The following is a 14,439-nucleotide window of genomic DNA, read 5'->3' on the forward strand; positions in this document are numbered from 1 at the left end:
AAGACTAAATAAAAAATTATTGATTATACATTAAACTTATTTTAATACCGCATTTAAGATTTTTTAGTTACTCCGCGTTTCTTCATAATCTTAATATATCTTTTGATGAAATGGATAATTCTTAAATAATTCCTATTTTTAAATTCAATTATAAAAACATTCCAATGCGTTTCCTTAATTATTTATTGTTTTCGATATTCCTAATATCATCTATTTCTTATTCCCAAGAAGATACCGCGACAGATTTTAAGGTCGAATATGAAAAATTTACGTTATCCAATGGTCTCGAAGTTATATTGCATGAAGATCATAGCGATCCTATAGTAGCTGTAGCTACTATGATGCATGTGGGTTCTAATAGAGAAAAACCAGGAAAAACCGGATTTGCTCATTTCTTTGAACATATGAGTTTTAATGATTCAGAAAATGTCCCCGTTGGTGCCAACAGAAAAATGATCCCAGAATGGGGTGGAAGTCGAAACGGGGGAACTTGGAGCGATGGTACCGTCTATTATGAGGTGGTCCCTAAAGACGCTTTCGAAAAGATCCTTTGGATAGATTCTGATAGGTTTGGATATATGATAAACACTGTTACTGAAGCCGCGTTAGAACGCGAAAAGCAAGTAGTTAAAAATGAAAAACGTCAACGCGTAGATAATGCGCCTTATGGTTATACCGATGAGATCATTAGAAAAAACCTTTATCCCAAAGGTCATCCGTATAATTGGACAGTTATTGGCCAACTACCAGATCTTCAAGCAGCAACCATAGATGATGTTAAAGAATTTTATAATAAATATTATGGTGCATCTAACGCTTCTTTAGTTATTGCTGGTGATATTGATATTCAAGAAACTAAAAAATTAGTAGAAAAATGGTTTGGAGAAATTCCATCAGGTCCCGAGGTAGGAACGTTAGAGCCTAAACCTGTTAGTTTATCTGAATCTAAATTATTTTACTTTGAAGATAGCTTTGCTAAACTACCAGAATTGAGAATGGTGTTTCCAACTGTAGAGGATTATAATAAAGATATGTATGCTTTACAGATCTTGGGGCAACTATTAAGTGGAAGCAAAAAATCTCCCTTATATCAAACTGTGGTGGAAGAGGCTAAATTAGCTCCAAATGTTAGTACATATCAAAGTAGTAGTGAATTAGCAGGTGAGTTTATAATTAGAATAAGAGCAAACTCTAATATAGACCTAGATTCCGTAAAGGTCGCTGTCGAACAAGGTTTCAATATATTCGAAAAAGAAGGATTTGGAGATAAAGAATTAAAACGAATTAAAGCAGAATTAGAAACTAATTTATATCAACGAGTTAGCACTGTTTTAAATAAGGCTTTTCAATTAGTACAGGATAATGAGTTTAAAGGAGATCCAGGATATATAACTCAAACAGCCAGACTTACAAATGCGGTAAGTCGTGAAGATGTAATGAGAGTATATAATAAATATATTAAGAATAAAAACTTTATTAGTACAAGTGTGGTTCCTAAAGGGCAAGTTGAATTATCCCTAACAGGAAGTTCCGAAGCTGAAGTTTGGATAGAAGAAGTGAAACAAGATGTTGCAAGCGAAGAGGTGGAACAGGGAGAAGAAGCAGTTTATGAAAAAACTGCTAGTAAATATGATCGTAGTGAACCAGAATTTGGGGATTTACCATTATTTGAAGCCCCTGAAGTATGGACAGCTTCCTTAGCTAACGGAATGGAAATTTATGGGATAGAAAACCGAGAAGTACCACTTATACAATTTGATATTACAATCCCAGGAGGGCAGATGTTAGATCCTGAAGGAAAAGCTGGCGTTGCCAGTTTATTAAGTGATCTTATGATGGAAGGAACTGCTACCAAAACCCCTGCAGAATTAGAAGAGGCTATAGGCTTACTTGGGGCTAGTATACGTACATATAGTAGTAATGAAGATTTCCATATAACAGGCACGAGTCTATCCAAGAATTTTGATGCCACAATGAAATTGGTGCAAGAAATTTTATTAGAACCACGTTGGGATGCAGCAGAATTTAATAGATTAAAGTCAGCATTGCAAACAAGCTTAAAAGGTAGAGAGGCAGATCCTTCCTCTATTGCATCTTTAGCTATGTTTAAATTGTTATATGGTTCTGAAAATAATTTTGGTATTCCTGGCTCTGGTACATTGGAAACTACGGCAAAAATTAGAATCGAAGATCTACAGGAGTATTATAAAAAATTAGCTCCTACAGATGCTTCATTTCATATTGTTGGTGCGATCTCTGAAGCTCAGGTTAAATCAACTTTAGAAACATTAGCCGCAGCATGGAAGACTAAAGCTGTTAGTATCCCAGAATTTCCAATTGAAGCTCCAAGTAAAGCAGGAACTTTATATTTTATAGATTTCCCAGACGCTAAACAGTCTGTGCTACTTATCGGGAAATTAGCATTATCTGCAACAGATGAAAATGCGAATAAGCTAGCTTTTGCTAATGAGATCTTAGGTGGAGGTTCTAGTGGTCGCTTATTTCAAACATTGAGAATTGGAAAAGGATATACTTATGGAGCTTATTCAGGCATTTCTGAAAATTTAGAAGTATCCCCTTTCTATATCACATCTAGTGTGAGAGCGAATGCAACTTTGCCTTCTCTGAAAATTATTGAAGAAATGGTAGATACATATTCCGAAAATTTTGGAGAAGAAGAAATGGAACTTACAAAAAATAAATTACTAAAAGAAAACACAAGAGCTTTTGAGAGCTTAGAGGCAAAACTAGGCATTTTAAGAGATATTAGTAAGTACGATAGACCCTCAAGTTTTATTAAGGATAAGCAAGAAGAACTATTGGAGATGACCTTGGAAGATTTTAAGGAGGTAATTAATAATTATATGCAAGAAGAGGAATTAATCTATGTTGTAGTTGGAGATAAAGCTACCCAGATGGAAGAAGTTAAAAAGTTTGGGAAAGAAGTGATCGAATTAGATATCTACGGAAATCAATTATAGATAAAATATTATAGTAAATTAAAATGCAGTCTTAAGGGACTGCATTTTTTTTAACCTTTATTTTCATAGAATACTATTATAATGAATATATTTACGGAATTAGTTACGTAATTAATATTATATGTTTTATAATCAAATTGGAAATGTGGCATTGGGAAGCAGACTTAGAAGGTTAAGCGAAATATTAACCGAAGATGCTAAACAAATTTACACTCTCTACGGAATAAAGCTAAAACCGAAATGGTTTCCCGTATTCTACGTACTTTCTCACAACGAAGGAAAATCTATAACAGAGATCGCAAAATTTATCGAACATTCTCATCCTTCTGTAAGTAAAATAGTTAGAGAAATGCTTGCTGAAGGAATTGTTTTGGAAAATACCGATAAGAACGATGGTAGAAAAAACATCATTCAGCTTACCAAAAAAGGACAGCAAATTGCATTACAAACAGAGAATCAATATTTAGATGTAAATCTCGCTGTAGATGAAGCTCTGGCTCAAACCCAAAACAATCTTTGGAAAGCTATGGATGAGTTTGAATATTTATTAGATCGTAAATCTTTATTTAAGAGAGTACTAGATCAGAAAAAAATACGAGAAATGAAAGATGTTGAAATTGTGCCTTATGATTCAAAATATAGATCTGATTTTAAGAAACTTAACGAAGACTGGATAAATAATCACTTTATGATGGAAGAGGCAGACCATAAGGCCTTAGATCATCCAAAGGAATATATTTTAGATAGAGGCGGATACATCTTTGTGGCACTGTACAAAGATATTCCGGTTGGAGTCTGTGCCCTAATTAAAATGGATCATCCAGATTATGATTTTGAACTAGGTAAGATGGCAGTTTCAGATAAAGCCCAAGGAAAGGGAATTGGCTGGCTATTAGGTAAGGCCGTTATAGATAAAGCAAAATCTTTGAAAGCTAAAAATGTTTATCTTGAAAGTAACACCAAGTTAATTCCTGCAATTGCATTATATGAAAAGTTCGGATTTAAAAAAGTTAGAGGTCAACCTACTCCTTACGAACGTTGCAATATTCATATGGAATTAAGGTTTTAATAAGTTAAGAGGATTTATGCCAAATATTTTGATTGATCTTTTAATTTCAATTTTGCTTCTCAAAATTGCATATAAAATGCTATTTGAAATTCATTCTAAGATTTGTTAATCAGAAGAATACAAAAAAATATTAGCAACAATTATAACTATTTCCCTGAGTGACAGTAAAATATAAAATTAGACCCTATCTTCGCTGAGACAAACATTTCCAATTAAATAACTATTCGTTATAATAAGCATAAAATACCCTAAAATGAAAACCCTAAAGATCACAGAATTAAGCGAACTAGTTAATGGAGAATTACTAGGAGACACAAGCTTATTAATAACAGGCCCTGAACAATTAGAAAGAGCAGAAAATAATCATATTTCATTTATAGGAAGTAGGAAATATATTAAACTATGGATGGCTTCAAAAGCAATGGCCGCGATCATTAATGATAATATAGATCTACTACCTGAAGAAGGTCAAGCTCTAATTCGCGTGAAAAATGCAGATCTGGCAATGGTAAAAATTTTAGAAGCCTTTGATCCTGGTCAGCCACAACTAGAAGCTGGAATACATGCATCTGCAACAGTTCATGATTCCTCTAAAATAGGAGCAAATTGCGTGATAGGTGCAGGATGTTATATTGGAAAAGATGTAATACTAGGCGATAATGTTGTCCTCTATCCTAATGTGACTATTCTAGACGAAACAAGCATAGGAAACAATACTACGATCTGGTCTGGAACAGTTATTAGGGAAAGATCTGAAATTGGTAGCTATTGTATTTTTCATAGCAATGTGAGTATAGGGTCAGATGGTTTTGGTTATAGACCAAGTGATAATGGCCAAGGGCTGGTTAAAATCCCACAAATTGGAAATGTAGTAATTGGACATCAAGTTGAAATAGGCGCAAATTCTTGTGTAGATCGTGGAAAGTTTAGTTCTACTGTTATTGGCGATGGCTGTAAAATAGATAATCTGGTTCAGATAGGTCATAATTCTGTAATGGGACGTTCATGTATCATGGCTGGAGGAAGTGGGCTTGCAGGCTCTGTTACTTTGGGAGACGGAGTAATTATTGGTGGAAGTGCATCTATTAAAGATCATACAACAATACACTCAGGTGCCATTGTTGGCGGTGGTTCTGGGGTTATGAGTGATGTAGCAGCAGGAAAAACCGTGTTGGGTTATCCAGCATGCGATTCTAAGGATATGCTTAAGCAATGGATCGCACTTAAAAATCTTATTAAAAACTAAGAATTTTCAAGCTATAATTTAAGGGAGTTTCTTCAGCCAAATTTTCAAAAAAAATAACGGCTAATTTTTCAATGCTTAAAAGCGAAAAGAGTACTTACCTTTGTAAAAAAATATTTCATGTCATATCAGTTTTCTAATTTAGGAATTTCAGCAGAGATCATTAAAAGTTTAGATGAATTAAATATATCTGTTCCAACAGAAATACAAGAGAAAACAATTCCTGTTCTTTTATCAAAATCTGAAGATTTTGTTGGTTTGGCAAAGACTGGTACAGGAAAAACTGCGGCATTTGGTTTGCCTTTGTTACAACTTATAAAATCTGAAGAATCACAAGTTCAAGCTGTTATTCTAGTTCCTACAAGGGAATTAGGTCATCAGATCCTGAACAATTTAGAAAGTTATGCCACAAACTTACCTGATATTTCAATTACTGCTACTTGTGGTGGAATTCCTATTAAGCCACAAATAGAAAGACTTACAAAACCCACACATATCGTAATAGCAACTCCAGGAAGACTTATAGATCTTATTAAGCGCAAGGCAATAGATCTTTCTATGGTTAATTATTTAGTGTTGGATGAAGCCGATGAAATGGTGACATCTCTAAAAGATGGTCTAGATGAGATCGTGGCTGAACTTCCTAAAAAAAGAAGAACCTTATTATTTTCTGCAACCCTTCCGGGAACTATTAAGCAACTTATCCAAAATTACATGTCTAAACATGTAATCCAAATAAGTGCTAACATGGAAACTGTTGGAAATCAAGAAATAGATCATGAGTTTGTAGTCGTGGAACCTATAGAAAAATTGGAAGTTTTAATGCATTTCTTATCTTCTAAAGAGGGAGAACGCGGAATTATATTTTGTAAGACGAAAGCTGCTGTAAATAAACTGGCTAAGAATTTAGCGATCAATAAATTTTCTTCAGGAGCATTACATGGTAGCTTGTCCCAACCAATCCGAGATCGTATCATGAAGCAATTTCGAGAAGGACATATAAATATTCTTGTTGCCACAGATCTTGCTGCCCGCGGAATAGATGTAAAAGAGATCTCGTATGTGGTAAACTATCACTTACCAGATGTATATGAAGTTTATGTACATAGAAGTGGTAGAACTGCTAGGGCAGGAGCAAAAGGCCTTTCTTTAACTGTGATCCAAAATGAAGAAATTCCAGATATTGCTGAATTTCAAGATGAATTGGGAATAGTATTTAAAGAATATTCTAAACCCGATGCTCAAAGTGTTGAGGATAACAACACACTTTTATGGGCAAAGCAAATCTTTAAAACGAAACCAAATCATAATCTTTCTCCGGAATTGAAAGAGAATGTAAAGACCATTTTTCATCATTTAACTAAAGATGAACTTGTTGAGAAAATGCTGGCTTCTTATATCATGCAAAACAAGAATGATACTGCTATAAGCGATGAGCCTGCTAAGAAAAAGCGCAGGTAAATAAAAAATCTCAAGTCTATTCCAAATTGGAAGTATTGGAAAAATGCTTTAGTGAAGTCAAAGAACTCCATATATCTAAGTGATGGGAATTAACATATTTCTAATATAGTTTCTTACTAGTTTTTTGCAATTTAGAGCTCGCTGAAATCGGTAATAATATACTTTTATTTCAGATTCAAGATTTTAACTAGTAAGTACAGGACAATGAAATATGTAATTCATAAAGCAGATACAAGGGGACATGCAAATCATGGATGGCTAAATAGCTATCACAGTTTCAGTTTTGCAAATTATCATAACCCAGAAAGAATGAATTTTGGAGTGTTACGTGTCTTAAATGATGATGTAGTGAGTGCAGGAATGGGATTTGGTACCCATCCTCACGAAAATATGGAGATTATTTCCATTCCTTTAGAAGGAGATTTGGAACATAAAGATAGCATGGGGAATTTAAGTACCATTCGGGAAGGGGACATCCAAATATTAAGTGCCGGTACTGGTATTTCCCATTCTGAATATAATAAGAATAAAGGGGAACAAGTTAAATTCCTACAGATATGGATCTTTCCAAATAAGAGAGATCTAGCTCCCAGATATGACCAGATCTCGATTAGAGAACTTGAGAAAAAAAATGAGTTTTACCAAGTGCTTTCTCCAAATGCAAATGATGATGGAGTATGGATCCATCAAAATGCTTGGTTTTCTATAGGGGAATTCGAGAAAGGTGTTTCTAAGGAATATTCACTTCACGATAAAAACAATGGAGTGTATCTATTTGTTCTTGAAGGTTCCGTAAGTATTGATAATCAAAAACTTGATAAAAGAGATGGATTTGGAGTATGGGAAATAGAGAAATTAAAAGTGATGGCAGATTCAGAAGCTAAAGTGCTATTAATGGAAGTTCCAATGCAAATTAATTGATTTCACAGGATTTAAAAATAGATTCTAATAATTAAATAAAAAGCTGTAATTTCGCGCCTTATTTAAAATGAGGCATTTATGAAGCGTGTTAACGAATACAAGAAATTATTTAATGTTGAAAAAGGTTATGACCTTAAGCAACTAAAGACTTCTTACAGAAATCTGGTAAAAGAATGGCATCCAGATAAATTTCAGGAAAGTGATGAGAAACACGCGGAAGCTGAAATTAAAAGCAAGCAAATAATTGATGGTTACCACTTTTTAGTGAGTATAGCACCAGAAACGAAAGCAGCTAATCTTGAAGAATACAACAAAACCACCTCTGAAGCTGGAATTGCCGATTTCCAACATAAAGGGAATTTATTAGAGATATCTTTTACAGATGGAACGACTTATGAGTACTTTGGAGTAAATAAACCTTTGTTTGTTAAGTTTGTAAATTCTGATAGACAATTTAGATTTGCAAAAAGAAACATTTTTAATTCTTTCCTTTATAGAAAGTCTAAAAAAGATCAGGAGCTACAACCAGCATAAGTTTCGCTTAAACAATATTTTAAATTCCAAAAGCACTTGCTGTTTTTGGAATTTGTTTTTTATATCAGGTTTTTAATAACAGTATTGGATTGAAAACTTGGTATTGATAATCTACTTATAGAAGTTTCCGTTATGAATAAAAAGGCGATCTATGCTATTATAATCTGCGCAATTCTTGCTGGTGCTAATGGCTTGCTAATAAAATCCATGACTAGTTTAAGCACCGGTACTATTGCTTGGTTTAGAACTGGAATTCCAATCTTGATTTTGATTCCTTTTTTATGGAAAAATGGCGAATTGCATTTTAAAGGGGATAATAAAAAAATGTTACTCGCGTCTCTTATCAATGCGGCGAGGATGTATCTCTATTTGCTGGCATATATTTATACTTCTATAGGGAATACGGTAGTTCTTTTCTATACCTATCCCATATTTGTCACTATAATTGAGGTTCTATTTTTCAAACAAAAAATAGAACGTAAACAAACCCTGCTACTTCTATTGGCATTCACGGGAATAGTGATCACCTACATTGGGAAACCCTTCAGTTTTCAGTCTGATGATTTTATTGGAATGCTTGCAGCCGTAGGAGCTTCAATTGGTTATGCTATTACAGTTGTGTTATTCAAGGCAGAGAATTCAAGATATAGTAAGAACCAAATGGTCTTTTATCAGAATATAGTTGGAGCTATCGTTTTTATTCCATTTTTAACTGCAATTCCTTCAGCAACAGTAACAGATCTAGGAATTGGTGTTTTCTACGGATTTTTAATTGGGATTGTGGTTTTTAAACTCTTTTTTTACGGACTTCAGCAATTATCTGCCGCAACTGCAACTACACTTATGTATTTAGAAGTAGTTAGTGCTATCTTGTTGGGATATTTTGTGCTAGATGAACCAATTACTTGGAACATTCTATTAGGTGGTAGCTTGATTGTTACAAGTAGTTATTTGATTTCCAGATTGAATAAAAAAACTACTAAAGTAGTATTAGATTAGACCGAACTTCTTTTTAATAATAGAACAGCTAATCTAAACTTCTTTAAATATTTGATGATTTTAGAAATTCATATTTCATAAGAGATAGATTCTTATATCTAGATTTATAGATGTGTTCTACGTATTACCTTATCTTTGTCACATGGAAATTATAGATATCAATAAAGCGCTTGCTAATCAAACTCGACTGAATATTTTAAAATGGTTAAAAGATCCGGAGGCTAATTTTAGACCTCACGAGGATTTGGGACATTTTAATGATGGTGTTTGTGTGTTTCATATTACAGAACGCGCCGGTCTTTCTCAGTCAACTATTTCTACCTATTTAATACAAATGCAGAAGGCTTCACTAATAATCCCGACGCGTCATGGAAAATGGACCTATTATAAAAGGAATGAAGCTGTAATTGCTGAATATATTAAAGCTTTAAACAATCAGCTATAATCCTCAACAAGGGTTTAATATCCAGTGGCTTGCCTAGAATTTATAAGAATATTCTCTATTCCATACCTCGGGAGCTTACAAGTTTTTGATTTATTTAGAACATGATATCTGTTGTTCCCAAACTAATTTATTTATAAAATAATTTCGAAATGAAGATTACAAACAAACAATGGATCTATACAGAACGTCCCTCCGGACAAATTGGTGAGGAGCATTACAAGCTTAATGTTGAAGAGTTAAATTCAGATAACCTTAACGAAGGAGAGGTTTTGGTAAAAGCTCTTTATTTAAGTGTAGATCCATATATGCGTATCCAACAATCCACTCATAATACATGGGAAAAACCACATTCATTAGGTATCGTTCAGGGTGGAGGTATGGTTGGCGAAGTGATAGCAAGCCGATCCACTAAATTGAAAAATGGAGATTTTGTAAACTGCTACAAAGGATGGCAACAATTCGCCATTGTTCAAGAAAACGAAGCAAGGCTATTAAATCCGGAGGTTGCGCCTATTTCAACTGCCCTGGGGGTTCTTGGAATGCCTGCTCGTGTTGCCTATTTCGGCCTTTTAGAGGCAGGGAAACTTAAAAAAGAGGATACTGTGGTAGTAAGTGGTGCAGCAGGTGCTGTGGGCTCTACAGTTGTTCAGATAGCAAAGATCAAAGGTTGCAAAGTGATAGGTATTGCAGGAACACAAGAAAAATTGGATTTTTTAACTGATGAACTGGGAGCAGATGCCGTGATCAATTATAAAGAGCATAGGTCTTTAGAAGAGATGACTGCAGCTTTGAACAATGCCGCTCCAAACGGTATAGATGTTTATTATGACAATGTTGGAGGGGTAATCACCGATGCCGTTTTTAATCTTATCAATCATAAAGCGCGAATTTTAATTTGTGGACAGATCTCCCAATACAACCACGGATTGGAAACTCCGGAGTTAGGGCCCCGATTTTTACACAAAATGCTCTACACTCGTGCAACCATACAAGGAATTCTATCTAGAGATTATAATGATAGAATGGAAGAAATGCTTGCTGAAATGGGGCCATGGCTTAAGGAAGGTAAACTGAAATATAAAGAAACTATCCTTGATGGTTTCGATAATTTACCTAAAGCCCTAGCTGGAATGTTTGAAGGAGTTAATACTGGAAAGATGATCGTTAAAGTTTAGTTTTCAATCAATTTAAAACACAGTTCTCAAAACTTTTTAAAAGTTGAATACTTATACCATTATAGACCACCTTGAAATATAATTTTAAGGTGGTTTGTTGTTTATTATAAAGAGGTATTGCTTTTATAATCTTCAAAATAGGTCACTTCCCTATTTATTCCTTAAATGTTGAGAATTTTATCAAAACATGTAAATCATTAATATTCAGCCTAAAGCCAAGTAAATCATAGTTTGTCTATTGTTAAAGAAAGGCTAAATCGATCGCTATTTAAAACCGCCCCGATCTTAGATGCGTTTATCTAGTCACATATAACAATAACAAATCAACAATTATGAAAACTACAAACATTTTTAAAGCATTATTATTCGTTTCGATCCTTTCTTTAGGAGCATGTTCTTCTTCTAAAGACAAAGCCATGAAAGAAGATATGAATATGTCCAAGGATATGACAGTGATGGTTGGGGGAGCAGCAATGTATCCAACAAAGAACATCGTTGAAAATGCGGTGAACTCTAAAGAGCATACAACTTTGGTTGCGGCTGTAAAAGCTGCAGATCTTGTAACCACTTTACAAGGCGATGGGCCATTTACTGTTTTTGCTCCAACAAATGCTGCTTTCGATAAATTACCAGCAGGAACGGTAGCAAGTCTTTTAGAACCTGAAAATAAAATGAAATTGCAAAGTGTGCTTACTTACCATGTGGTAGCTGGAAAACATTCTTCTATGGATATTATGAAAGCTATTAAAAATGGTAATGGGAAAGCAATGTTCACTACCGTAAATGGCGGAATTTTAACAGCAATGGTGAAAGGAAGTAATGTGGAAATTACAGATGCCAATGGAGGAACTTCTATGGTAACTATTGCAGATGTTAATCAGTCTAACGGAGTGATACATGTTGTAAATACTGTAATGTTGCCAAAAGCATAAAATAGTTTAAATGACTAAAAGAGCGACTTTTAACAGTCGCTTTTTTTATTCTCATTAGTTTGCTTTATAACTAATATATTAATCTGTTAAGATTTGGCATTAGCTTAAGAAAGGCTAGGGGAGACTTTACGTACATAGAATAACATAAGAATATTAATCAGAATTCTCTAGAAATTAATTCCAAGAGAATTGAATAAAAACAACAATAATGAAAAATCTAATTTCAAAATATAGCATCTTCACAATTTTAATTTTTCTGGCAATAGCTCAAGTTTCTTGTCAGAATAGTCAGAAAAAAGGAAAGTCTAAAGATGAAATTTCTGCAAAGACTGAGACAGAATTTAGTCATGATTTCCCTAAAGCAAAATCTGAAAGTGAATGGAAAGCGGAATTAACTGCAAACCAATATGAAATCATGGTTAAAAAAGGAACTGAACCCCCATTTAATAATGCATTTTATAATAATCATGAAGAAGGTGTTTATGTAAGTGCGGCCACGGGTGAACCTTTATTTAGTTCTGCAACTAAATTTGATTCTGGAACAGGTTGGCCATCTTTTAGTGAACCTATAACTAACGAGGGTGTTATTTGGGTAAAAGATAATAGCCTTGGAATGGTGAGAAATGAAGTGATCGAAAAATCTACTGGTCTACACTTAGGTCATGTATTTATGGATGGACCTGCACCAACCCATATTAGATATTGTATTAATTCTGCAGCACTTAAATTTATCCCGAAGGAGTAAATTAAAACCCAGTTATTTCGACCGGATTCGAGTGTATGTTTTAAGGTATAGAAGCTGAAACAAGTTTAGCTTGACGAAAAAAATCCTTCGACAAGCTCAGGATGACAGTTAGTTGAAATCCTGGGTTTAATTTCAGTATTTAAATAAATAGGAGTTTTATAAAAAAGAAGCTGAAACAAGTTCTGCTTGACGAAAAAAAAATCCTTCGACAAGCTCAGGATGACAGACATTGTACTTCTGATGAGAAGGATAAGCTATTTTTATATAAAATATTTTTAATACAAATATATTAATCGTAATATTGCAATGTATTAATATATTATTATGGGAATTACCAAATCAGAAATTTTTACAGAACAGCAAAATGAGATTGCTTTAATAGCAAAGGCTTTTGGGCATCCGGCTAGAGTAGCCATTTTACAACATCTTTTTAAAATGCAAACTTGTATTTGTGGAGATCTTGTTGAAGAGATCGGTTTAGCACAGCCAACAATATCTCAGCATTTAAAAGAGCTAAAAAACTTGGGACTCATTAAAGGTAATGTAGAGGGAACGAGTGTATGTTATTGTATTAATGAAGACAAATGGAATGAGGCCCTGGGATTATTTAAAGAATTCTTGGAGTTACAACCTAATACTGTTAATAGCTGTAAATAGATAGGTAAACCAATAAATGAATTATCAATTTAAAACATTAGAATAATGAAACTTTCAGAAATAAAACAAGCTCTCCAAAATTTAAAAACCATCGCTTTTGAACTTCCTGATGGGAGTTTAGTACCAAATCACTTTCATGTAACAGAAGTTGGAAAAGTATCTAAACACTTCATAGATTGTGGGGGGACAGTTAGGAAAGAGGAAGTAGCTAATTTTCAGCTTTGGGAGGCCAACGATTATGATCATAGACTTCATCCTGAAAAATTAGCAAGTATTATTGAACTTTCAGAAAAAGTATTAGATATGGAAGATCTGGAGATTGAAGTAGAATATCAAGGCTCAACGATAGGGAAATACGGTCTAGATTTTGAAGGTGATAATTTTCTTTTAACTACCAAATTAACAGATTGTCTTGCAAAAGATAAATGTGGAATTCCTTCAGAAAAAATTAAGGTGAATTTATCCCATCTTACAAAAGAAGAAGCAAATTCTTTTGCACCAGGATCTGGTTGTTGCTAGGATTAGTATAAACATAATTAGAATCATCCAACTTACTTTTAGAATATGACACTTCCAAAAATTTCAGAAGTCATAAAATCATTAGATATTAGTTCTATTTCGAAAGATAGAAAAAGAATATTAGCACCACTAATTGCATATATTCAAGAAAAGCTGGATACTAACAAGGAGATTAAACTGAACTTTATTTGTACCCACAATTCTAGAAGAAGTCATTTCTCTCAAGTTTGGGCACAAGCGATTGCTGCTTATTTTAATCTGAATAAAGTTGTTTGTTATTCTGGAGGAACTGAGGCTACCGCTTTATATCCTATGGTTGCTGAAACTTTAAAAGATTTAGGTTTTGTTATAAAAGTTATTTCCAAAGGGTCTAACCCTATTTATAATATAACATATTCAGAAAAGGTATCCCCGATCAATGCCTTCTCAAAAACCTTTGATTCTGAAACCAATCCGAAAACGGAGTTTGCTGCCATTCTTACATGTTCTGATGCAGATGAGAATTGTCCACTTATTAAAGGAGCAGAAATAAGGATCCCGATCACGTACGAAGATCCAAAAGTGTCTGATGGAACACCAAACCAAAAAGCGGTTTATAAAGATAGAAGTTTACAAATTGCAACTGAAATGAAGTATGTTTTTTCAGAGATCAAGTCTTTATAATAAATCAATTTTGAGTTCCTAAATCTATAAAGTAAACCAAAACCAAGTCTTTTTTATTTAGATTTTTAGCAACTTACTTTATTGAAAGTTTATCT

The 14,439-nt window shown here is 33.7% G+C and carries 14 protein-coding genes; all 14 read left to right on the plus strand.

Annotated features, from left to right (window positions below; translation table 11 throughout):
- Positions 1-164 precede the first annotated feature (164 nt).
- The 14 genes from BC962_RS06370 to BC962_RS06435 all read left to right on the plus strand — a co-directional run bounded on the left by BC962_RS06370 (position 165) and on the right by BC962_RS06435 (position 14,344).
- On the plus strand, positions 165-2,981 hold the full coding sequence (locus BC962_RS06370; protein ID WP_121345083.1) for a M16 family metallopeptidase: 2,817 nt from the start codon (positions 165-167) through the stop codon (positions 2,979-2,981).
- Between the two features lie 121 nt (positions 2,982-3,102).
- Positions 3,103-4,050 (plus strand): bifunctional helix-turn-helix transcriptional regulator/GNAT family N-acetyltransferase, encoded by a 948-nt coding sequence (locus tag BC962_RS06375; protein ID WP_121345084.1) that lies wholly within the window; start codon positions 3,103-3,105, stop codon positions 4,048-4,050.
- Between the two features lie 253 nt (positions 4,051-4,303).
- Entirely contained in the window at positions 4,304-5,296 is a 993-nt protein-coding gene (gene lpxD / locus BC962_RS06380) for a UDP-3-O-(3-hydroxymyristoyl)glucosamine N-acyltransferase (protein ID WP_121345085.1), read from the plus strand.
- Positions 5,297-5,413: 117 nt separating this feature from the next.
- Complete coding sequence (locus BC962_RS06385; protein WP_121345086.1) at positions 5,414-6,754, plus strand: DEAD/DEAH box helicase; 1,341 nt, start codon at positions 5,414-5,416, stop codon at positions 6,752-6,754.
- A gap of 204 nt (positions 6,755-6,958) precedes the next feature.
- The gene (locus BC962_RS06390) at positions 6,959-7,675 is read left to right on the plus strand and encodes a pirin family protein (protein WP_121345087.1); all 717 of its coding nucleotides are present in this window, start codon (positions 6,959-6,961) and stop codon (positions 7,673-7,675) included.
- A 78-nt stretch (positions 7,676-7,753) separates the two neighbouring features.
- Complete coding sequence (locus tag BC962_RS06395; RefSeq protein WP_121345088.1) at positions 7,754-8,209, plus strand: J domain-containing protein; 456 nt, start codon at positions 7,754-7,756, stop codon at positions 8,207-8,209.
- Positions 8,210-8,341: 132 nt separating this feature from the next.
- Positions 8,342-9,208 carry a DMT family transporter gene (locus BC962_RS06400; protein ID WP_121345089.1) on the plus strand — a complete coding sequence of 289 codons (867 nt, stop codon included), beginning with the start codon at positions 8,342-8,344 and terminating at the stop codon, positions 9,206-9,208.
- 142 nt (positions 9,209-9,350) lie between these two features.
- Complete coding sequence (locus BC962_RS06405; RefSeq protein ID WP_121345090.1) at positions 9,351-9,653, plus strand: ArsR/SmtB family transcription factor; 303 nt, start codon at positions 9,351-9,353, stop codon at positions 9,651-9,653.
- Positions 9,654-9,802: 149 nt separating this feature from the next.
- Entirely contained in the window at positions 9,803-10,828 is a 1,026-nt protein-coding gene (locus tag BC962_RS06410) for an NADP-dependent oxidoreductase (RefSeq protein WP_121345091.1), read from the plus strand.
- A gap of 332 nt (positions 10,829-11,160) precedes the next feature.
- A complete protein-coding gene (locus BC962_RS06415) occupies positions 11,161-11,760 on the plus strand; it encodes a fasciclin domain-containing protein (RefSeq protein WP_121345092.1) in 600 nt (199 codons plus the stop codon).
- A 208-nt stretch (positions 11,761-11,968) separates the two neighbouring features.
- Entirely contained in the window at positions 11,969-12,505 is a 537-nt protein-coding gene (msrB, locus tag BC962_RS06420) for a peptide-methionine (R)-S-oxide reductase MsrB (protein WP_121345093.1), read from the plus strand.
- A 324-nt stretch (positions 12,506-12,829) separates the two neighbouring features.
- On the plus strand, positions 12,830-13,162 hold the full coding sequence (locus BC962_RS06425; RefSeq protein ID WP_121345094.1) for an ArsR/SmtB family transcription factor: 333 nt from the start codon (positions 12,830-12,832) through the stop codon (positions 13,160-13,162).
- Between the two features lie 45 nt (positions 13,163-13,207).
- Entirely contained in the window at positions 13,208-13,681 is a 474-nt protein-coding gene (locus tag BC962_RS06430) for a DUF6428 family protein (RefSeq protein WP_121345095.1), read from the plus strand.
- 45 nt (positions 13,682-13,726) lie between these two features.
- Entirely contained in the window at positions 13,727-14,344 is a 618-nt protein-coding gene (locus BC962_RS06435) for an arsenate-mycothiol transferase ArsC (RefSeq protein ID WP_121345096.1), read from the plus strand.
- The last annotated feature ends 95 nt before the right edge of the window (positions 14,345-14,439 follow it).

This window comes from Gillisia mitskevichiae (assembly GCF_003634585.1).
Classification (GTDB): Bacteria; Bacteroidota; Bacteroidia; order Flavobacteriales; family Flavobacteriaceae; genus Gillisia; species Gillisia mitskevichiae.

Bases quoted from the DNA above. Each gene is read 5' to 3' on its own strand.
- BC962_RS06370 (WP_121345083.1), top strand. From the start codon at position 165: ATGCGTTTCCTTAATTATTTATTGTTTTCGATATTCCTAATATCATCT.
- BC962_RS06375 (WP_121345084.1), top strand. From the start codon at position 3,103: ATGTTTTATAATCAAATTGGAAATGTGGCATTGGGAAGCAGACTTAGA.
- lpxD (WP_121345085.1), top strand. From the start codon at position 4,304: ATGAAAACCCTAAAGATCACAGAATTAAGCGAACTAGTTAATGGAGAA.
- BC962_RS06385 (WP_121345086.1), top strand. From the start codon at position 5,414: ATGTCATATCAGTTTTCTAATTTAGGAATTTCAGCAGAGATCATTAAA.
- BC962_RS06390 (WP_121345087.1), top strand. From the start codon at position 6,959: ATGAAATATGTAATTCATAAAGCAGATACAAGGGGACATGCAAATCAT.
- BC962_RS06395 (WP_121345088.1), top strand. From the start codon at position 7,754: ATGAAGCGTGTTAACGAATACAAGAAATTATTTAATGTTGAAAAAGGT.
- BC962_RS06400 (WP_121345089.1), top strand. From the start codon at position 8,342: ATGAATAAAAAGGCGATCTATGCTATTATAATCTGCGCAATTCTTGCT.
- BC962_RS06405 (WP_121345090.1), top strand. From the start codon at position 9,351: ATGGAAATTATAGATATCAATAAAGCGCTTGCTAATCAAACTCGACTG.
- BC962_RS06410 (WP_121345091.1), top strand. From the start codon at position 9,803: ATGAAGATTACAAACAAACAATGGATCTATACAGAACGTCCCTCCGGA.
- BC962_RS06415 (WP_121345092.1), top strand. From the start codon at position 11,161: ATGAAAACTACAAACATTTTTAAAGCATTATTATTCGTTTCGATCCTT.
- msrB (WP_121345093.1), top strand. From the start codon at position 11,969: ATGAAAAATCTAATTTCAAAATATAGCATCTTCACAATTTTAATTTTT.
- BC962_RS06425 (WP_121345094.1), top strand. From the start codon at position 12,830: ATGGGAATTACCAAATCAGAAATTTTTACAGAACAGCAAAATGAGATT.
- BC962_RS06430 (WP_121345095.1), top strand. From the start codon at position 13,208: ATGAAACTTTCAGAAATAAAACAAGCTCTCCAAAATTTAAAAACCATC.
- BC962_RS06435 (WP_121345096.1), top strand. From the start codon at position 13,727: ATGACACTTCCAAAAATTTCAGAAGTCATAAAATCATTAGATATTAGT.